Source organism: Streptomyces sp. NPDC003011, assembly GCF_053591515.1.
In genome coordinates, this window is record NZ_JBSFTY010000055.1 from 1 (window position 1) to 19,199 (window position 19,199).

A 19,199-nucleotide genomic window follows, 5' to 3' on the forward strand; every position below is an offset into this window, starting at 1 on the left:
GGGCCGGCGCGAGGGCGAGCGCGGCGCCCGCTCCGGCGCCCGCCAGGAGGAATCCCCTTCTGGACAGGGGGAGTTGGGCGTGGGGCGAGGGCATGCGGTGGCTCCTTGGATGTGCGGCTCTTGCGGGTGCTGTGCGGTGCTTCCTCGCGTGGGGAGCGCGTGGGGAGCGCGTGGGAGCGCGTGAGGCGTGGGGGCCGGGGCGGCCGCTGGGTTCCGCCCCGGCCGGTACCGGAGGGCCTCAGCGCAGGCGGCCGGCGCCCGCGCCGTGCGCGACGATGCCCGGGACCGCCCTCGGCCGGTCGACCTTGGTGCGCAGGGTCGGCTTCCAGCCCGCGCCCGACTGGAGTGTCTCCGCGGGGATCTCGGCGTTGTGGACGGCGATCAGGTCCGTCAGCTTCCCGTTGACGTAGTTGTTCTCTGCGGTCAGCGGGGCCTCGTTCCACTTCTTCAGCGCCTTGCCGACGCCGGCGCCGGCCGGCAGCGAGAGCGCGTTGTCGGTGGCGTACAGCTGCGAGGAGAGTCCGACGCCGAAGATGTAGTAGTCGTCCTTCTGGTCCTCGGTCACCACGTAGTGGTTGTTGTAGACGTCGACCTGTCCGAACCGCACCCGCGGAGAGCGCTGGAGGATTCCGTCGAACCGGTTGTGGTGCAGGGTGACCTTGAGCTTGCCGGCGTCCAGGGCGGCGGTGCTGTCGCTGTTGCCGATCAGCATGTTCTTGTCGTGGTCCTGGAAGCGGTTCCAGGACACGGTCACGTGGTTGGAGCCGCGCACGATGTCCGTCAGCCCGTCGTGCTGCTGGAAGACCTTGCCGAAGTAGGACGGCCGCTCGCTGTCGGGGTAGCGCCCGTCGGTGAACGTGTTGTGGTCGATCCACACGTGGTCGGTTCCGAAGACGACCACGGCGTCGTACTCGGAGTTCCAGTTGCCGGTCTTGTTGTCGTCGGTCGGGTCCCACTTCGGGAAGCAGTCGAGCGGGGCCTCGATGGTGAGGTTGCGCAGGATGACGTTCGAGACACCCTTGATCTGAAGGCTGCCGCCGAGGATGCCGGAGTTCCTGCCGACGCCGACGATGGTGGTGTTGCTGGGGACGGCGGCCTTGATCTCCGCGTCCTGCTTGGCGGCGGACGCGACCCGGGCGTCCTCCTGCGGACCGCTGGCGACCTGGTCGTTGCCCCAGACGGCCGGGTCGTAGTCCTTCAGGTACTGCTGGAGGTCGTAGCCGCCCGTGACGAAGGCCTCGCAGCCCTCCGAGACGGCGTCGATCATCCCCTTCACCTTGATGATCTTGGGTGCGGTGCCGCCGGCCTTCAGGGCGGCCTTGAACTCCGCCCAGGTGGTGACGGTGTAGACGTGTTCGGCGTCCGCGGCCGAACCGCCGGTCGTCCCCGCCCCCTCGGAGCCCCAGCCGTCGTTCGCCCCGAGGACCTGGCGACCGAGGTCACGGGACCCGGCCTGGGCGGTGGTGCCGGTGACACCGAGGACGAGCGCGGTGCAGCCGATCAGCACGGCGACCTTCGTGGTGACATGCCCATGCCATACACGTGTGTTCATGGTGCGGCTCTCTCTCGAAGAAGGGTGGTTACGCGGTGGCCGTCGGCCAGGTGATCCAGGACTCCGGGATCTCCGCGTCGAGCCGGCGCACGTCCTGGGGCGCCAGCACCCGGTGGTGCAGCAGCTCGGCGGCGACCAGCCGGGCCACGGCGATCGCGCCCGGCGGGTTGAAGTGCGTGTTGTCCTGCTCGGTCGCGGTCCAGTTGAAGTACTTCTTCGTCTCCTCGGCGCCGAGCTTCTGCCACAGCGCGAGCGAGAGGGCCTGGAGGTCGAGCAGCGCCACGCGCTCCTCCTCGGCGAGCGCACGCATCGCCGCCGGATAGTCGCCGTGGCTCGGCACGGCGTTGCCGCTCGCGTCGAACCTCCGCCGCTCGACGGCCGTGGCGAGCACGGGCCGCGCTCCGCGGGCCCGTGCGCCGTCGATGTACAGGCGCAGATAGTCCTGGTACGTCGTCCAGGGCTCGGTGTAGCGGGTGGGGTCCGTGGTCTTCTCGTCGTTGTGCGCGAACTGGACGAGCAGGAAGTCCCCCGGCCGGATCGCGGAGAGGATGGCGTCGAGCCGTCCCTCGTCGACGAAGCTCTTCGAACTGCGCCCGTTCACCGCGTGGTTGGCGACGGGCCGGTCCTTGTGCAGGAAGAACGGAAGCGCCATGCCCCACCCGGTCTCGGGGGCGGCGTCGGCGTACTTCTGGGCGGCGGTGGAGTCACCGGCGAGGTAGAGGGTCCGCGTACGACGGCCCGAGGCCCGCGCGGTACCGGTTGCGGAAAGAGCGAGAGGAGCGGCGCCGAGCGCCGCGGTGGTGACCTGTCTGCGGGTGAGCGACACGACGATGTGCCTTTCTCAGCGGCCTAACGAGATGACGGTGCCTTTCACATGGGGGGTGGCCCCCCGCGCCCCCGAAGGGGCGCGGGGAACCGCGCGGCCGGCCACGGACGGCCGACGACCGGGCTCCTAGCCCTTCTGCTCGTTCCACTCCGCCTGAGCGGTGTTCAGCTGCTCGGCGAGCGTGTCCAGGAAGTCCTTCGCGCTCATCTTCCCGAGCAGCACCTTCTGGAAGTTCGGCTCGTTGTCCGACTTCGAGATCGTGCCCCAGTCCGGCAGGTAGTACGGCAGCTGCACGATCGTCGTGGAACCGTCGCTCAGCGCCTCGGCGGCCAGCTTCGTCGGCTCGGCCTTGGAGACCCACGCGTCCTGCGCGGCGTCGTTGTTCGACGGCACCTGACCGGCCGACTCGTTGAACTTCGAGTTCTCCGCGTGCGAGGTGGCGAACTTGATGAACTTCCAGGCGGCGCCCTTGTTCTTCGAGCTCTTGAACAGGCCGAGCCCGTCCACGGGGTTGGAGACCTGGACCCGCTTCCCGCCGGGCCCGGTCGGCTGCGGAATCCCCCGGAACTTGTCCGTCCCGAACGCCTTCACATGGTCCTGGTAGGAACCCAGGTTGTGGTTCAGCATCCCGATCGTGCCGGAGTCCCACTGGGCGACCATCTTGGTGAAGTCGTTGTTCAGGTCGGCGGCGGGGGTGACCTTCTTGTAGAGGTCCGCGTACTTCTCCAGCGCCGCCACGTTCTTCGGGTCGTTGACCGTGGTCTTCTCGCCGCTCGCGTCCCAGAACGACGTGATGCCGGACTGCCCGTACATCGCGTCCAGCGCCTGCGCGATGGAACCGGCGCCACCGCGGATGGTGTAACCGAACTCGTTCTTGCCGACGTTGGTGAGCTTGTCCGCGGCCTCGTAGAACCTGTCCCAGGTCGTCGGCGCCTCCAGGCCCGCCCGCTCGAACAGGTCGGTGCGGTAGTAGAGGACACCGTTGTTGGCGGAGGTCGGGATCGAGTACAGCGTGCCGTCCCCGCCGCCGGCCGCCTTCAGCGACTTGAGCATGTCCTCGTTGAGCTTGCCGTCGAGGGAGGACTTGGCCAGCCGGTCGTCCAGCGGTTCCAGCGCGTTCTGCGCGGAGATCGCCGCGATCATCGCCGCGCCGACACCGCCGACGTCCGGCAGACCGCCGCCCTGGATGGCGGTGTCGACCTTCGACTGGTACTCGGTGGAGGCGATCCCGACGTACTCGACGTCGATGTCCGGGTTCGCCTTCTCGAAGTCGGCGATGACCTCCTTCCAGATGTCGGTGCGCACACCGCCGTTGTTGTCCCAGAAGACGATCTTGCCCTTGCCGCTGCCGTCGGCGCCCGTGTCACCGCCCGAACCGCTGCCGTCGTCACCGCAGGCGGTGGCGGTCAGCGCGAGGACGGAACCCAGGGCGACGGCTATGGCAGCGCGCCTGCTTCTGCGGATGCTGATCTTCATTGGTCGGCTCTTTCTTCTGGATCCCAGCGGAGATGTGAAGTTGTGGGGGGTCTGAGGTCGGGACACGGCACTCAGCGGCGGGCGTGCGGCGCCCAGCCGTCCGTGCCCTTGAGGTACTGCGCGACGGTGTACGCCTTCGCGTCGGCGTCGCTCAGCTGCGGCCGGTCCGCGGTCACGGCCGCTCCCGGTCCGGTGTTGCGGTACTCGGCCAGCCGCGCGTCCTTCCATGAGAACCCGCCCATGTCGGTCCACGGCGAGGACTTGATCGCGGCGGGCAGCTCGGTGTCGCGGATCAGCACCTGGGCCACCGCCTGCGGCTCCCCGCCCGGGTGCCAGGGCCGTCCGAGGTGGAAGGAGCCGGCGGGCGCGTCGCTCACGATCTTCGACCGGGTGATCAGGAACCCGTACGGGTTGCCCGTCCAGGTCGAGGCGGCCGTGATGTAGCCGTTGTTGGTGGTGGAACCCCGGCTGAGCGCCTTGATGACGGAGCGCTCGACGACGGTGGTCGCGCGTCCGTACACGAAGTCGACATCGCCCTCGATGTACGAGTCGCGGATGTAGACCCGGCTGATCACGTCCAGCTTGGGGCTGTCGGTCATCAGGGTGTCCTGGTTGCCCAGGAAGGCGGTGTCCTCGAAGACGATCCGGTCGCCGGTCGTCTTCATGGCGAGGGCCTGCTCGGCGCCGAGCTCGACCGCGGCCTCGTCGAAGTCGTTGCTGAAGGTGAGGTTGCGGGCGGTGACGTCGTTCGCGGCGATCCGTACGGTCGCGCTCCCCGTGGAGCCCCCGTACGCGGCAGGCGTGTCGTAGACGATGACGGTGTCCGAGCGGTCCTGTCCAGTCCCCTGCAACACGATGTTCGGCTTGGTCGCCGGGATGAGGACCTTCGCCCGGTACGTGCCCGGCGCGACCGCGATGGTCACCGGCTCGGCGTTGCCGTCGGGCACGGCGTCCACCGCGGCCTGGACGGTCGGGTAGTCGGCCGGGACGTGCAGCGTCACCGGGTCGCCGATCCGCCGCTGCGGGCCGGAGTAGCGCGTGACCAGCGCCGGCACGGCGGCGGCCGGGTCGAGCCGGTAGTCGTAGAAGTCCCGTGGGTCGAACGCGGCGCCCCACTCGTCGTGCCGGCCGGTCGTGTTCCTCAGGATCGAGCCGCGCTCGACCAGCTCGGCGGTGGCATCGGCCTGGTAGGGGTGCTGGACGTCGCGGTAGTAGCTGTTCTCGATGACCATCCTGGTCCGGCCGCGCGACCAGTTGCCGTACGTCCACACGGGGTCGCCGGGGTCCGCCTGCGCCGTCAGGTAGTTGTTGTACAGGTGGGCGCGGGCGGCGTTGTCCACGGAGGGGTTGCGCTGTTTGGTGTTCGCGAACCAGTTGTGGTCGATGGTGATCTGTGTGGTGACGTTGGCCGTCCACCCCAGGCCGAAGGTCTTGTTGTTGTTCTCGAACCGGTTGGAGGAGACGGTCACGTAGTCGCTGTCCTTGCGGATGTCCAGCTGACCGTCGCAGAGGTTCGAGAAGCGGTTGTGGTCGATCCACACGTGGTGGACGGTGTCCATCTGGATGCCGTCGAAGTCGGTGTCCTTGCAGTCCCAGTTGCCCTCGACCGCCGAGTCCCGGATCGTCAGGTTGCGGATGATCACGTTGTGCGTGCCGGGATCGAGGTGCAGTTCGCCGTGGACGATCTCGCCGGTGACACCGACCCCGATGATCGTCTTGTCCGAGGCCACGACGATGTCCGAGCCGAAGGGCTCGACGGCTATCGCCCCCGCCACCCGGATGATGTACGGCTCCTCGGCCGCCGCGTACCTGGCCAGCGAGGCCTGGTCGGTGACCGTCACGACCTTGCCGCCCGCGCCGCCGGTGGTGCCACCGGCGAGGGAGGCGAAACCGTGCGGCCGGTCGGTCCAGCGGTCCACGGCTGGCGCAGACCTCCCGGGGACGGCGTCGGCCTCCCCGACCGCGCCGAGGCTCAGCGCGGCCACGAGGCCGAGGACGGTGGCGACGACCTTGCCGTGACCCGGTCTCGGCAAGCGCTTGCTATGGAGGTGCGTCATTGCGGCTCCCAACAGGCGTGCAAAAGGTGTGACGAACGCGTTCTCTTACAGGTCGGTGATCCGGAAGGTCTCGAAGGTCGCCGCACCGGCGTGTCCCGGTCCGGCGGGCGCGAGGGCGAACAGGCCGAGCAGGGCACCGACCCAGCGCCAGGGGGTGGCGGCGAAGACGGGGCCGGAGCGACGCGGGCCGTCGCCGACGTCGTGGAAGAAGCGGCAGCGCGCTCCGGTGCCGATCTCGATGCGGAGCCTGGCCCGTCCCCCGGGGGCGAGGCGCGGGTGGTCGGCGTCCCGTTCCCGCTCGGCGACGGCCTCGGCGAACCGGTGCACGAGGTGGACGGCGCCGTCGCTCCCCCGCTGGAGCCCGATCCAGCTGAAGGCGTCGCCGAGGACGGCCAGTCCGGCCCGCGCCCCGGGGTCCTCGCCGTGCAGGGTCAGCTCCACCTCGACGGCGCACGGGGTGCCCGGCAGCCGCTGGGTGAGGATGTTCGGCAGCTTGCGCAGGTCGTGCGCGTCGGCCGAGCGGACGCAGGACAGCCTGAGGCCGTCCCCGGAGTGCTGGGTGGCCCAGCCGTCCTGCGGGTTGGCCGTCCACTGCCACTGACGCCCGAAGCGTCCGCCGGGGAAGTCGTCGTCGGTGGCGGGCGCGGCGGCCGGCTGAGGCGGCAGGTCGGGCTTGCGGTGTACGGCCACGGGCGCGCCGTCGTCGCCGAGCACCGGCCAGCCTCCGCCGCTCCCGGCTTCGCCCGAGCGGGAGGTGCCCCCCTCGCCCCAGCGCATCGGCTGGAGGTGCACGACCCGGCCGTAGGCGCCGCGCTGCTGGAAGTGCAGGAACCAGTCCTCGCCGGTCTGGGTGCGCACCCAGCCGCCCTGGTGCGGCCCGTTGACGTCGGTGTCCTTCTGCTCCAGGACGACCTTCTCCTCGTACGGTCCGAAGAAGCCGCGGGAGCGGAAGGCGCCCTGCCAGCCGGTCTCCACCCCGCCGGCGGGGGCGAAGATCCAGAACCAGCCGTCGTGCCGGTAGAGCTTGGGGCCTTCGAGGGTGAACCAGCCGGGGATGCGGTCCCCGTCGACGATCACCTTGCCCTCGTCGAGCAGGGAGGTGCCGTCGGGGTGCATGCGGTGACCGGTGAGGCGGTTCTTGATGCCGGAGCGGGACTTGGCCCAGGCGTGCACGAGGTACGCCTCGCCGCTCTCCTCGTCCCACAGGGGGCAGGCGTCGATCAGGCCCTTGCCCTCCTTGAGCAGGTGCGGGCGGGTCCAAGGGCCCCTGATCTCGGGTGCGTTGATCTGGAAGATGCCCTGGTCGGGGTCGCCCCAGAAGATCCAGAAGCGGTCGTCGTGGTGCCGCAGTGACGGGGCCCAGACCCCGCAGTCGTGCCGCGGGGTCCTGAACTCGCCGGCCGGCTCCAGGCGTTCGAGGGCATGGCCGACGAGCGTCCAGTTGACCAGGTCGCGGGAGTGCAGCAGCGGCAGGCCGGGGGCGCGGCCGAAGCTGGAGGCGGTGAGGTAGAAGTCGTCGCCGACGCGGACGACGTCCGGGTCGGACCAGTCGGCGTTCAGGACGGGGTTCGTGTACGTCTCGGCGGTCACGGGCTCACCGCCTTCCTGATGAGGGCGGCTGCCCCGTCGCGGTCGAGGCGGCCGTCGGCGACCACCGTGACGATCCGCCGTACGGCGGTGTCGCCCGGCGCGACCGTCAGCCGCTCGTCGGACGCCAGGGACGAGCCGACGCCCGGGTACTCGGTGGTGCGCACGAACCACGGGTCGCGGCGGGTCCGTTCGGTGGCGCCGGCGAAGACCAGGGTCCAGGTGGCGCCGGCCAGGGCGAGCCAGTCGGCGCGGGCGCCGTGCACCTGCGCCTCGCCCTCGGTGCCCGCGGTGAACACGTCCGGGGACCGGTCCTCCTTGCGGGCACGCCAGAAGAAGCCGCCGTAGGCCGCGCCGGGGCGCCCGTTGGTGGCCGGGCTGCCGATCGACAGCGGGCCGGTGGTGACGTTGGTGAGGGAGAAGGTGAAGTCCAGCGCCCAGGCGGTGTCGGTCAGTTCGGTGGCCGCGACGGTACGGCGTTCGCGCAGCAGCTCGGCTCCGGCGGCCACCCAGCGCAGTTCCTCCACGAAGCCGTCGGGGTCGCTCAGCTGGAACGCGGCGTGGCGCTGGACGCCGTGGTTGTCGAGCTCGGTCGGGCCCTGGTCGCGGACGTAGGTGCGTCCGCCCCAGAAGTTGAACCCCTCGACGTCGGGAACGGCGACACCGACGCCGAGGTGGTGGAGGTGGTCGGCGGGGGCGAGTTCGGTGACCACCGTGCCGGCCAGGGTGGTGACGGGATGCAGGTACGGGCGCGGGGAGAGCCGGTCGGGCAGTTCGGGCCGGGTGACGTACCGGCCGACCGGGCGGCCCGCCACGCGCAGCACCGGCGTGTCGTGGGGCGTCTTCACGTGCTCACCTCTTTCGGTAGGGCCCAGGAGGCGCCCAGCTCGGAGTAGAGGGCGAGGTTGTCGGCGGCGGCCGCGACGAGTCCGTCGATGCCGGGCACGACCCGGCGTCGCTCGCCGGGGAGCAGGTGCCAGATGCCCTCGGGCAGCGGAGCCGGGTCGGGAGCCCGGCGGATCGCTTCGACCACCTTCATGAAGGAGCCCGTCGTGTCCGGCGTGACCAGCAGTTCGGCGCCGTCGGTGAGGTGCTCGACGAGGTTCTCCAGCAGGTCGGTGCGGCCGTGGTCGTACTCCTCGGGGCCGTGGCCGGCGCGCTGGAGCAGGACGCGGTCCTGCTTGTACCAGAAGGTGATCCGACCGCGGCTGCCGTGCGCGACGACGTACGGCTCGTCGGGGTCCTCGGCGCACAGCGTCGCGGCGACGATCACCGGCAGGCCCTGGGCGGTGGTGATGCGGACGCACGAGGTGTCGTCGGACTCGATGTCGTTGGCGCGCAGCAGCTCGGTCTCGATCGTGGTGACGTCCTCGGCGCGGGGCGCGCCGGCCAGCGCGAGGGCGGTGGCGACGGCGTGCGCGAGCGGGTTGGTCAGCACCCCGTCGATCACGTCGACACCGTTCAGGCGGCGCTTGCCCGCCCAGGGCGCGCGCCGGTAGTACGCCTCGGGCCGGGCCCAGGCGCCGGCCCCGCCGAACCCGGCGATCTCGCCGATCGCGCCCTCGGCGATCAACCGGCGGATCGCGGGCACCGCGTGCGAGCCCAGCGACTGGAAGCCGATCTGGCAGGCGACCCCCGCCGAAGCCACCCCGTCGGCCATCCGGCGGAACTCGGCGTACGAGGGGGCGGGCGGCTTCTCCAGGAGCAGGTGCACGCCCCTGGCCGCGGCCGTCAGCGCCAGGTCGGTGTGGGTCGGGATCGGGGTGCAGATCACCGCGATCCGGGCGCCGGTGGAGTCGAGCAGGGCGCCGAGGTCGGCGGACTGCTCGGGCGTGCCGAGGCCCTCGGGGATCTCGTCCCCGGCCAGCGGGGTGAGCTCGCAGATCCCGGCCAGGCGCACGATGCCCTTGTCCTGGAGCCGGCGGATGTTGTCCAGGTGCCAGCGGCCGTGGCCGCGCGCACCCGCCAGGACGATGGGTACGTTCATCTCGCTCACGGATTCCTCCCTGCGCCCGCGCCGCGTGCCACCTCTCGGTCGGCCGTGGCGGCGCTGTCGATCTTCGTGTGCAGGGTGGGTACCCAGCCGACGTCGGCCGTGAGGTCGCGCTCGCTGCCCGAGTTGTAGGCGTTGTGGATGGCGAGCAGGTCGACCGGGTAGCCGTTGAAGAGGGTGCCGCTCTGGTGCAGGGCGGAGCCGTTCCAGCTCTTGACCAGGTCGGCGGCCTCCACGTGGCCGGGGGTGTGGAAGGCGTTGTTCTCGGCGCGGATCGCCGATTCGGTGGACACCCCGATGGAGTAGCGGTAGTCGTGGGCGTCCTCGGGGACGACGTACCGGTTGTTGTAGAGGTGCACCTGGCCGAAGCGCACGCGCGGGGCGCGCTGGACGACGGACTCGAACTCGTTGTGGTGCAGGGTGACCCGGAGCTTGCCGCGGTCGCCGGTGGCGGTGTCCCCGTTGCCGATCAGCATCGCCTTGTCGTGGTCGGCGAACCGGCTCCAGGAGACGGTGATCAGGTCCGAGCCGTTGGTGATGTCCAGCAGGCCGTCGTGGCGCAGGTGGTTGCGGGCGAAGTAGGTGGGTTCCTTCTCGTCCGGGTGGCCCTTGTCGGAGGCCGTGACGTGGTCGACCCAGACGTGGGTGGCGCCGCGCAGCCAGAGGGTGTCGTACGCCGTCTTCCAGTCGCCGAGGCCGCCGCTGTTGGGCTGCCAGACGGGGAAGCAGTCGTAGGCGTCGCGCAGTTCGAGGTTGCGGATGATCACGTTGTCCGCGTTGTCGACCTGGAGGCCGGCGCCCTTGAGGACGGCCTTGGAGCCGAGGCCGACGATCGTGGTGTGGGAGCCGACGCGCAGGACGACCCGCTCGGCCTGCTGGGCGGCGGAGGCCTGGCGGGCCTCCTCCTGCGGACCGCTGGGCTTGGCCGCACCCCAGGTGCGGGGATCGTAGGCGGCCAGGTACTTCGTCAGGCTGTAGCCGTCGGTGGCGTAGTCGGCGCAGTCCAGGTGGTCGCCGTCGTCGTCGGTGTTGGCGTCGATGGTCCCGGCGATCTTGATGATCTTCGGGGTGTCGCTGCCGCCGTCGAGCGCCCGGACCAGCCCGGCGCGGTCGGTGACCGTGTACACATGGGCGTCGTCGGCCGCGGCGCCTCCGGTGGTGCCGGTGCCGTACGCCGCCCAGCCGTCGTTCGCGGGCAGCGTGTCACGGCTGATGTCGCGGGTTTCGGCCCCCGCGGGCGTGCCCAGGACGCCAAGCAGGCCGACGGCCGCCGTGAGGTGCAGGACTCGTTTCCGCGTCACCCCTTCACCGCCCCCGCGCTGAAGCCGGTGATCAGCCACTTCTGGATGAAGGCGAACACGATCACGACGGGTACGGCCGCGATGATGCCGCCCGCGGCGAGCGCGCCGAGGTCGACGCTGTCGGCGCTCATCAGGGTGTTGAGGCCGACGGGGATGGTCTGCTTGCTCTGGTTGTTCAGGAACATCAGGGCGAACAGGAAGTGGTTCCAGGAGTGCACGAACGCGAAGGAGCCGACGGCGATCAGACCGGGCCGGAGCAGCGGCAGGACGACGATCCGGAACGCGGTGAACCGGTTGCAGCCGTCGACCCAGGCCGCCTCCTCCAGCGAGTACGGCACGTTCTTGATGAAGTTGCTGATCAGGATCATCGACAGGGGGAGCTGGAAGACGGTCTCCGCGATGATGACACTGACCAGCGAGTTGATCATCTGGAGCTCGGCGAAGATCTCGAACAGCGGCACCAGCAGCAGCGCGCCCGGCACGAACTGGGAGCACAGCAGCCCCAGCATGAAGGCCTTCTTGATCTTGAAGTCGAACCGGGCGAGGGCGTAGCCGCCGGCCAGCGCGACCAGGGTCGTCATCACCAGGGTGGCGAGACCGACGAGCAGGCTGTTCTCGAAGTAGGTGGCGAAGCTGCGCTCCGTCCACACCTTCTCGAAGTGGACGAAGGTCATCGGCCAGGGCACCAGCGAGGTCGAGCCGGCCGGGCGCAGCGCGAAGAGCAGGATCCAGTAGAACGGGATCAGGGTGAAGACGAGGTAGATGCCGAGCGGCAGCCAGATCTGCCAGCGCGGGACCTCGTCCCAGTTGCGGCCGGCCTTGAGCGGGCGCGGGGGGTCGGTGATCACCCGCGCGGGAGCGGGTGCCGCCGGGGTGGCCTCCTTGGTGATCACTTGTCCCCACCTCCGAACTTGCTCAGGCGCAGATAGACCATCGAGCAGAAGAGCAGAATCACGAACGCCACCGTGGTCAGGGCGGACGCGTAACCGAAGTTGTGCGCGTCGACGCTGGTGTTGGCGATGTAGAGCGGGAGCGTCGTCGTCTCGCCCGCGGGTCCGCCGCCGGTGAGGGTGTAGAGCAGATCGACGTTGTTGAACTCCCACACCGCGCGCAGCAGCGTGGACAGGATGATCGCGTCCTTCAGGTGCGGCAGCGTGATGTGCCAGAACTGCTTGACGCGGCTCGCCCCGTCCACCTCCGCGGCCTCGTACAGGTCCTTCGAGACGGACTGCAGGTCGGCGAGGATGAGGATCGCGAAGAAGGGGACACCACGCCACAGGTCGGCGATGATCGCCGCCGGGAACACGGTCGAGGTGTCCGACAGCCAGCTGGTGCCGTAGCTGCCGATGCCCAGGTCCGCGAGGTAACGGGTGATGCCCGTCTGGGAGTTGTAGAGCAGCACCCAGATCGCGGAGGTCAGCACACCGGAGACGGCCCACGGGGAGAAGACCAGTGCGCGGCCCAGTCCCCGGCCGACGAAGGTCTGGTTGACGATGAGCGCCAGCGCCAGACCGAACAGCAGCTGGAGCCCGACCTCGACGAACACCCACTTGGCGCTGAAGATCAGCGTGTCCCAGAACACCGGGTCGTCGGTGAAGGCGTGGACGAAGTTGTCGAAGCCCGCGTAGCCGTTCCGCCACGGTTTGGTCGGGTTGTAGTTCTGCAGGCTGTAGTAGAAGACACTGATCACCGGGTAGGCGATGAACCCCAGCATGAGCAGGGCCGCCGGGGCGATCAGCAGGTACGGCAGCTTGCGCGGTGTGGCGGAGGCACGGCGCCGCCGGGGTGGCGCGGGCGGTTTCGCCACGGCTGCGGCTTGGGCCATGACAGTTCTCCGTTCTCGTACGTCGTGCGTGCGTCGTGCGTGCGTCGTGCGTCGTCGTGCGTCGTCGTGCGGGAAGCGCTTTCTCCCTGTACAGGGGTGTGCGAGGCCGTGCGGCGGTTCAGCCCGCGTACGGGTCCTGCACCGTGCCCGGACGGGCCAGGAACTCGAAGTCGCAGCCGGTGTCGGCCTGGGTGATCTGGTCGTTGTAGAGCGCGCCGTATCCGCGTTCGTAGCGGACGGGCGGCGGCGTCCACTCGGCCCGCCTGCGCTCCAGCTCGTCGTCGTCCACGGCGAGATGGAGGCTGCGCGCCTCGACGTCCAGGGTGATCGTGTCCCCGGTGCGGACGAGGGCCAGCGGACCGCCGACATAGGACTCGGGGGCCACGTGCAGGACACAGGCGCCGTAACTCGTGCCGCTCATCCGGGCGTCGGAGATCCGGACCATGTCCCGCACGCCCTGCTTGAGCAGGTGGTCGGGGATCGGCAGCATCCCGTACTCGGGCATGCCCGGACCGCCCTTGGGCCCGGCGTTGCGCAGCACCAGCACGCTGTCCGCGGTGATGCCGAGCGACGGGTCGTTGATGGTGCGCTGCATCGTCCGGTAGTCGTCGAAGACGACCGCCCGTCCGGTGTGCTTGAGCAGGTGCGGCTCGGCGGAGATGTGCTTGATGACCGCGCCGTCCGGGCAGAGGTTGCCGCGCAGGACGGCGACCCCGCCCTCGCCCGCCACCGGGTTGTCCCGGGGCCGGATGACGTCGTCGTTGTGCACCTGCGCGCCGGCGAGCTGCTCGCGCATCGTGTCGTAGGAGACCGTCGGACGCTCCAAGTGGAGCAGGTCCGGGATCCGGGAGAGGAACCCGGGCAGGCCGCCGGCGAAGTGGAAGTCCTCCATCAGGTACGTCTGTCCGCCGGGCCGGACGTTGGCGAGGACGGGGACCGTGCGGGCGATGCGGTCGAAGTCGTCGAGGGTGAGTGTGACGCCCGCCCGGCCCGCCATGGCGATCAGGTGGATCACGGCGTTGGTGGAGCCGCCGAGTCCGAGGACCGTGGTGACCGCGTCCGTGAAGGCGTCCTCGGTGAGGAGGTCGCTCAGCCTGCGGTCCTTGTGGACCAGTTCGACGATCCGCAGTCCCGCGGCGGCGGCCATCCGGTCGTGCCCGGAGTCGACGGCCGGGATGCTGGAGGCACCCGGGACCGTGACCCCGAGGGCCTCCGCGGCGGCCGTCAGCGTGGACGCCGTCCCCATCGTCATGCAGTGACCGGGCGAACGGGCCAGGCCGCTCTCCAGTTCGGTCATCTCGCAGTCGCCGATCAGGCCGGCCCGCTTGTCGTCCCAGTACTTCCACATGTCGGTGCCGGAACCGAGGACCTCGTTGCGCCAGTGCCCCGGCAGCATGGGGCCGGCGGGCACGAAGACGGCGGGCAGGTCGACGCTCGCCGCCCCCATGAGCAGGGCGGGCGTGGACTTGTCGCAGCCGCCCATGAGCACGGCCCCGTCGACGGGGTAGGACCGCAGCAGTTCCTCGGTCTCCATCGCCAGCATGTTGCGGTAGAGCATCGGGGTCGGCTTCTGGAAGGTCTCACTGAGGGTGGAGACCGGGAACTCCAGCGGGAAGCCCCCGGCCTGCCACACCCCGCGCTTCACCGCCTGCGCGCGGTCGCGCAGGTGGACGTGGCAGGGGTTGATGTCGGACCAGGTGTTGAGGATCGCGATGACCGGCTTGCCGAGGTGTTCCTCGGGGAGGTAGCCGAGCTGGCGGGTGCGGGCGCGGTGGCTGAAGGAGCGCAGGCCCTCGGTCCCGTACCACTGGTGGCTTCTGAGCTCTTCGGGGCGCTTCCTGGTGGGCTCGTTCATATGGACCACCGGGAGGCGATGGCGGCGACCTCGACGCGCTCGTCCTCGGGCAGCGGGCGGCTCGGCGGGCGCACGTCGCGGCGGCACAGGCCGAGGGAGGCGAGGGCCTCCTTGACGACCGTGACGTTGTTGGCGGAGCCGTTGGCCGCGCGGAGTTCCTCGAAGCGGCGGATCTGCTCCCAGACCTTCATGGCGGCCGGGAAGTCGCCGGCCCGCAGCGCTTCGATCATGTTCAGCGAGACGGACGGGGCGATGTTCACCAGCCCCGAGGTGAAACCGGTGGCGCCGGCGGAGAAGTACGAGGGGGCGTACGGCTCGGCGAGACCGGCCACCCACACGAAGCGGTCGAGACCGGCGTCGCGGGCGAACGCCGCGAATCTGGCCGCGTCCGGGACGGCGTACTTCACGCCGATCACGTTGGGGCAGGCGTCGGCGAGTTCGGCGAGGCGGACGCCGTGCAGCTGCGCGTTGCGGATGTACGGGACGACGCCCAGCTCGGGCACCGCCTCCGCGATGGCGCGGTGGTAGTCGACCCAGCCGCTCTGCGCGACGTACGGGTGGACGGGCTGGTGCACCATGATCATCTGGGCGCCGTGCTCGCGGGCGTGGCGGGCGGAGGCGATGGCGGTGGGGATGTCGTGGCCGACCCCGACGAGGATGACGGCCCGCTCCCCCGCCTCGTCGATGGTCACCTCCGTGACCCGTTGCCGTTCCTCGGGCGTGAGGGCGTAGAACTCGCCGGTGTTGCCGTTCGGGGTGAGGGTCCGCACCCCGGCGTCGAGCAGACGACGCAGCAGGGCCCGGTGGGTGTCCTGGTCGATGGTGCCGTCCTCGGCGAACGGGGTCACCGGGATCGCCACCACGTCGGCCAGGGCCGCCCGCTGGGTCTCGAACGTCGTTGTCATGCCGGACCGTCCTCTCCCTGGGCCCCGGACTCCGCTTGCGGAAAGGCCCGTTCGACGAAGGAGGCGATATGCGCGTGCAGGGCGCGCCCCGCGCCGTCGGCGTCGCCGGCGAGGGCGAGCCGCAGGATCTCCCGGTGCTCGCCGGCCTCCCGGTCCCAGGAGGGCGAGGCCGCCCAGGCGACGGCGGAGACCAGGGCCGCCTGGTCGCGGACCTCGTCGAGCATCCGGCCGAGCAGCGGGTTGCCGCACGGCAGGTACAGGGCGCGGTGGAACTCCCGGTTGGCGAGGGACCGTTCGGCGGTGTCGGTCGCCGCGTCGGCCCGGGTCAGCGCGTCCCGCGCGGCGTCCAGGGACGCCCCGCGCCGCACCGCCCGCTTGAGCGCCTCGGGCTCCAGCAGCAGCCGCACGTCGTAGACCTCGCGCGCCATGTCCGCGTCCACCATGCGCACCGTGACGCCCTTGTACTGGTTCATCACGACGAGCCCGGTGCCGGCCAGGGTCTTGAGTGCCTCACGCACCGGGGTCTTGGACACCCCGAACTGGGCGGCGAGTTCGGTCTCGACAAGCGCCTGACCCGGCGTCAACTGCCCGGTGAGGATGCGGTGTTTGATCCCTTCCAGCACGTACTGCGTGCGGGAGGGGATCGGCGTGGGCACAGAGGTCATGCGCGCCTCTCGGATCTCGCGTCGGATCTCACATATCGCGTCTCATATATGACGTACGAAGTACGACCCGTTGAAGGTAGGAGGAGGCCCGTGTTTCGTCAATGCTTCTGACAAAGGAAGCTGAGGTTGCGGCGAGGAGCGGTCAGACGGTCCTGGTCGCGCCCACGCGGGCGGTGGCGGCCGGCCCGCCGAAGGCCAGGGCGGCACGCGCGGTCGCCGACTCCGGGGTGAGCGTGGGCCCGACGTGCGTGACGAGCAGCTCCGCCGCGCCGGCCGCCCGTGCCGTGCGCCCGGCGTCCTCGGGGGTCAGATGAACCTGTTCGCCTTCGCGATGGACGTCGAGGTCGGCCTCGCAGAGGAACAGGTCGGCGTCGCGGGCCAGCTCGGTGAGCGCGGCGCAGGGCCCGCTGTCCCCGGAGTACGCGAGCACCCGCCCGCCGAAGGCGGCGCGCAGCCCGTACGCCTCGGTGTCGTGTGCGACGGCTCGGGCGGTGAGGGTGAGGCCGCCGTGCCGGGCGATGTGCCCGTCGGACAAGGCCCGGAAGTCGAGGACGCCCTTCAGGAACTCCGTGTCCGGCCGCCCGAGGAACCCGGCCAGACGGTCCGCGCAGCCGGCCGGGGCGTAGACGGGAAGAGGCGCGGCCGGGGTCAGCCCGCCGTACGCGAGGGCGTACACGGCGGACAGCAGATCGGCGCTGTGGTCGGCGTGCAGATGCGAGATCCAGACGGCGTCGAGCCGCGCCGGATCGGTGTGCCGCTGCAACTCCGCGAAGGTACCGGGTCCGGCGTCCACCCACACGTCGGCACCCTCGCCCCGCACCAGGTAGCCGGAGCAGGGCCGGTCCGGACCCGGGTGCGGGGAGGCGGTGCCGAGGACGGTGAGGGTGAGAGACATGCCGGGAGCGTACGGTCGCCCCGGGCGCCGGCGCCCGCCGGTCACCGCCCCGGACCACACCCGCCGGTCACCGCCCCGGCGTCCAGCCGGGGTCCCGTCCGCTGAGCCCCACCGTCCGGTCCAGCAGCGAGGCCTCGGCCGGCACCGGGACGACCGGGCCGAAGATGTCGCCGCGGCCGGGATCGTCGACCGCGGCGAGGAGGAAGTCGTACGTCGACCGCAGCGCGGCGGGGTCGGGGTCGTACCGCAAGCCGGTGGCGCGGGCCAGGTCCCAGCCGTGGACGACCAGTTCGTCGGTCACCACCGCGCCGGCCACCTCGCCGGGCAGGTCCACGCCGCCCGCGCGGGTCATGCCGGTCCACGCGGCCGGGTCGCGCCAGGCGTCGGCGAGTTCGTCGAGAAGCTTGGCGAGCTCCTCGCGCCAGCCGGGGCCGATGTCGGGCACGGTGGCGTCCGGGCTGGTGTCGGTCGTGACGCCCAGGTCCTTGCGCGCGGCGTCGCGGAAGGCCAGGGCCAGGCCGGACAGGTGGCCCAGCAGGTTGCGCACCGCGAGGTCCGGGCACGGCGTCGGGCCGGAGAGCTGTCCGTCGGTGACGCCGTCGGCGAGGCGGGCCAGGATCCGGGTCTGGGGGCCGAGATCGAGCGGGGTGTCGGTCATCGCTGCTCCTCCTGGGTGGTGGGAGAAGGTGGACCGGCGGGGAGCCCGGAACTCATCGGTCACGCCGGGACCGGCCGGCCCCGGCCCGCCGCACCGGCCCGCCGGCGTCGGTGGCGGCCCCCGCGGCAGCCCGCGCGGCGGCCTACCTCCGCCCGGCCCGCTGTCCGCCCTCTGGCCCCCGGCCCCCGGCCCCCGAACCCACGCCGCGTCCACCCCGAGCGAGCCCACGCCTCCACCCGGCCCGCGCCGAGCACCCCCGCGCCCGCACCGCACCCGCCGAGCACCCCCGGACCGGACCACCGTCAAGCCCGTCCGGCGCCGACCCTGCCCGGCCCGGCACAGCCGCAGTCCCCCGCGGCCCCGCCCCATGCCTCCCGTCGTCTCACAGCCCGGCGAGCGCCTGCCCGGCTCTCGCGAGATCCTCGTCCGACGCCAATCCGGCGTGGTACAGCCGCAGTTCCGTCGCGCCCAGCTCCCGGGCCCGCGCCGCGTCCGCCGCGAGCGTGGCCGGGCTGCCGCCCATGCCGGAGACCACGCCGAAGTTGGCCGCGACCACGGTGGCGTCCCGCCGGTGCTCCGCGAAGGGCGTCAGCAGGCCGGGGCCGCCCGCGCACGGTACGACCACCCCGTCCGCGACGGCCAGGATGTGCGCGGGGTCCACGCCCGGGTTGGCGCCGACGTGGTAGGGGACGGGGTCGGCGTGCAGCAGCACCTGGAAACCCTCGGGCGCCGCGGCGCGGACCGCGGCGACGGCCGCCTCCTGGAGCGTGCGGGCGGTGTCGTCGCGCCAGGCGCGCGTGGCCGCCGCGGCCGTCTCGCCGAGCAGCTTCTCGACCCCCGCCCAGCCGCCGTCGTCGGGCGCGCCCCGCCACAGCGGCTCCAGCGCCTCGCGTACGGCGGCGGCCAGCTCGTCGGCGTCCAGGCCCTGCCGGCCGTACCCCTCCCGGCAGGCCGGGCAGAAGCAGAGCGCCATCAGGTACTGGCCGGCGTCCCCGAGGCCGACCCCGCCGGTCTTGTCGTGGGCGTGCAGGTGCTGGAGGCCGTACCAGCCGAGGGACTCCAGTTCGGTGCCGCGCGCCCCGGGCCGTACGGCGGCCTCGGCGGCCAGCTCGACGAGGTAGGCGCGGGTGCCGGGCTGCGCGATGCACGGGGCCCACGGGTAGCGGTCGCCGTAGGCGTTGACGACGGAGGTGTCCGGGTGTTCGGCGCCCAGGCGGGAGTTGTGCGCGAGGACGACCCAGGTGTGGACCTCCAGACCGGCGTCCGCGAGCGCGGCGGCGGCCTCGCCGAAGGCGTCCCCGGGGGCCCAGTCCCCGGCGGCGTACGGGCGCAGCCTGCGCCCCTGCCACCGGTCGTCCGTGGGGTACAGCACGGCCGCGTGCTCGGCGGTGACGATGCGGTGGCGCGGATGGCGGGGGGTGAGCGCGCGGGTGGAGTGGTAGGCGGAGGCCAGCGTGGCCTGCCGTACGCCGAGCGCGGCGATGCGGCCCGGTGCCTCGGGATCGCCGTTGACGTCCCAGGGGTAGACGAACGCCGACGCCTTCACTTGTCCTCCGCCTTCACGGGCCCGATCTCCGTCCTCACGTGCTCGTCCTGCGCCTTCA

At 71.4% G+C, this 19,199-nt stretch carries 16 protein-coding genes; all 16 read right to left on the reverse strand.

What is annotated here, in order from left to right; all coding sequences use genetic code 11:
- Positions 1-238: 238 nt before the first annotated feature.
- Positions 239-1,552 (reverse strand): pectate lyase family protein, encoded by a 1,314-nt coding sequence (locus ACWD0J_RS26335; RefSeq protein ID WP_451498310.1) that lies wholly within the window; start codon positions 1,550-1,552, stop codon positions 239-241.
- Positions 1,553-1,580: 28 nt separating this feature from the next.
- Entirely contained in the window at positions 1,581-2,378 is a 798-nt protein-coding gene (locus ACWD0J_RS26340; protein WP_451498311.1) for a rhamnogalacturonan acetylesterase, read from the reverse strand.
- A gap of 126 nt (positions 2,379-2,504) precedes the next feature.
- Positions 2,505-3,854 (reverse strand): ABC transporter substrate-binding protein, encoded by a 1,350-nt coding sequence (locus tag ACWD0J_RS26345; protein WP_451498312.1) that lies wholly within the window; start codon positions 3,852-3,854, stop codon positions 2,505-2,507.
- A 71-nt stretch (positions 3,855-3,925) separates the two neighbouring features.
- Positions 3,926-5,911, reverse strand: coding sequence for a pectinesterase family protein (locus tag ACWD0J_RS26350; RefSeq protein ID WP_451498313.1), 1,986 nt, complete (start codon positions 5,909-5,911; stop codon positions 3,926-3,928).
- Positions 5,912-5,956: 45 nt separating this feature from the next.
- Positions 5,957-7,501 (reverse strand): family 43 glycosylhydrolase, encoded by a 1,545-nt coding sequence (locus tag ACWD0J_RS26355; protein WP_451498314.1) that lies wholly within the window; start codon positions 7,499-7,501, stop codon positions 5,957-5,959.
- Positions 7,498-8,346 carry a DUF6807 domain-containing protein gene (locus ACWD0J_RS26360; RefSeq protein WP_451498315.1) on the reverse strand — a complete coding sequence of 283 codons (849 nt, stop codon included), beginning with the start codon at positions 8,344-8,346 and terminating at the stop codon, positions 7,498-7,500. The genes ACWD0J_RS26355 and ACWD0J_RS26360 overlap by 4 nt, the downstream gene beginning before the upstream one ends.
- Positions 8,343-9,485, reverse strand: coding sequence for a Gfo/Idh/MocA family protein (locus ACWD0J_RS26365; RefSeq protein ID WP_451498365.1), 1,143 nt, complete (start codon positions 9,483-9,485; stop codon positions 8,343-8,345). Before ACWD0J_RS26365 ends, ACWD0J_RS26360 begins: the two co-directional genes overlap by 4 nt.
- 5 nt (positions 9,486-9,490) lie before the next feature.
- Positions 9,491-10,792, reverse strand: coding sequence for a pectate lyase family protein (locus ACWD0J_RS26370; protein WP_451498316.1), 1,302 nt, complete (start codon positions 10,790-10,792; stop codon positions 9,491-9,493).
- Complete coding sequence (locus ACWD0J_RS26375) at positions 10,789-11,685, reverse strand: carbohydrate ABC transporter permease (protein ID WP_451498317.1); 897 nt, start codon at positions 11,683-11,685, stop codon at positions 10,789-10,791. Before ACWD0J_RS26375 ends, ACWD0J_RS26370 begins: the two co-directional genes overlap by 4 nt.
- Positions 11,682-12,617, reverse strand: coding sequence for a carbohydrate ABC transporter permease (locus ACWD0J_RS26380; protein WP_451498318.1), 936 nt, complete (start codon positions 12,615-12,617; stop codon positions 11,682-11,684). Before ACWD0J_RS26380 ends, ACWD0J_RS26375 begins: the two co-directional genes overlap by 4 nt.
- Before the next feature lie 118 nt (positions 12,618-12,735).
- Positions 12,736-14,472: an L-arabinonate dehydratase gene (gene araD / locus ACWD0J_RS26385; protein WP_451498319.1), complete on the reverse strand. Its 1,737-nt coding sequence runs from the start codon at positions 14,470-14,472 to the stop codon at positions 12,736-12,738.
- A complete protein-coding gene (locus ACWD0J_RS26390) occupies positions 14,469-15,377 on the reverse strand; it encodes a dihydrodipicolinate synthase family protein (protein WP_451498320.1) in 909 nt (302 codons plus the stop codon). The genes araD and ACWD0J_RS26390 overlap by 4 nt, the downstream gene beginning before the upstream one ends.
- On the reverse strand, positions 15,374-16,042 hold the full coding sequence (locus ACWD0J_RS26395) for a GntR family transcriptional regulator (RefSeq protein WP_451498321.1): 669 nt from the start codon (positions 16,040-16,042) through the stop codon (positions 15,374-15,376). The genes ACWD0J_RS26390 and ACWD0J_RS26395 overlap by 4 nt, the downstream gene beginning before the upstream one ends.
- A gap of 142 nt (positions 16,043-16,184) precedes the next feature.
- Positions 16,185-16,937, reverse strand: coding sequence for an MBL fold metallo-hydrolase (locus tag ACWD0J_RS26400; protein WP_451498322.1), 753 nt, complete (start codon positions 16,935-16,937; stop codon positions 16,185-16,187).
- A gap of 67 nt (positions 16,938-17,004) precedes the next feature.
- Positions 17,005-17,595, reverse strand: a complete 591-nt coding sequence (locus tag ACWD0J_RS26405) for a TIGR03086 family metal-binding protein (protein WP_451498323.1) — start codon at positions 17,593-17,595, stop codon at positions 17,005-17,007.
- A gap of 382 nt (positions 17,596-17,977) precedes the next feature.
- On the reverse strand, positions 17,978-19,141 hold the full coding sequence (locus ACWD0J_RS26410) for a hypothetical protein (protein ID WP_451498324.1): 1,164 nt from the start codon (positions 19,139-19,141) through the stop codon (positions 17,978-17,980).
- Between the last annotated feature and the right edge of the window lie 58 nt (positions 19,142-19,199).

Excerpts from the sequence above, each read along its gene's own strand:
- ACWD0J_RS26335 (WP_451498310.1), bottom strand. The coding sequence starts at position 1,552 with ATGAACACACGTGTATGGCATGGGCATGTCACCACGAAGGTCGCCGTG.
- ACWD0J_RS26345 (WP_451498312.1), bottom strand. The coding sequence starts at position 3,854 with ATGAAGATCAGCATCCGCAGAAGCAGGCGCGCTGCCATAGCCGTCGCC.
- ACWD0J_RS26350 (WP_451498313.1), bottom strand. The coding sequence starts at position 5,911 with ATGACGCACCTCCATAGCAAGCGCTTGCCGAGACCGGGTCACGGCAAG.
- ACWD0J_RS26365 (WP_451498365.1), bottom strand. The coding sequence starts at position 9,485 with ATGAACGTACCCATCGTCCTGGCGGGTGCGCGCGGCCACGGCCGCTGG.
- ACWD0J_RS26380 (WP_451498318.1), bottom strand. The coding sequence starts at position 12,617 with ATGGCCCAAGCCGCAGCCGTGGCGAAACCGCCCGCGCCACCCCGGCGG.
- araD (WP_451498319.1), bottom strand. The coding sequence starts at position 14,472 with ATGAACGAGCCCACCAGGAAGCGCCCCGAAGAGCTCAGAAGCCACCAG.
- ACWD0J_RS26390 (WP_451498320.1), bottom strand. The coding sequence starts at position 15,377 with ATGACAACGACGTTCGAGACCCAGCGGGCGGCCCTGGCCGACGTGGTG.
- ACWD0J_RS26395 (WP_451498321.1), bottom strand. The coding sequence starts at position 16,042 with ATGACCTCTGTGCCCACGCCGATCCCCTCCCGCACGCAGTACGTGCTG.
- ACWD0J_RS26400 (WP_451498322.1), bottom strand. The coding sequence starts at position 16,937 with ATGTCTCTCACCCTCACCGTCCTCGGCACCGCCTCCCCGCACCCGGGT.
- ACWD0J_RS26405 (WP_451498323.1), bottom strand. The coding sequence starts at position 17,595 with ATGACCGACACCCCGCTCGATCTCGGCCCCCAGACCCGGATCCTGGCC.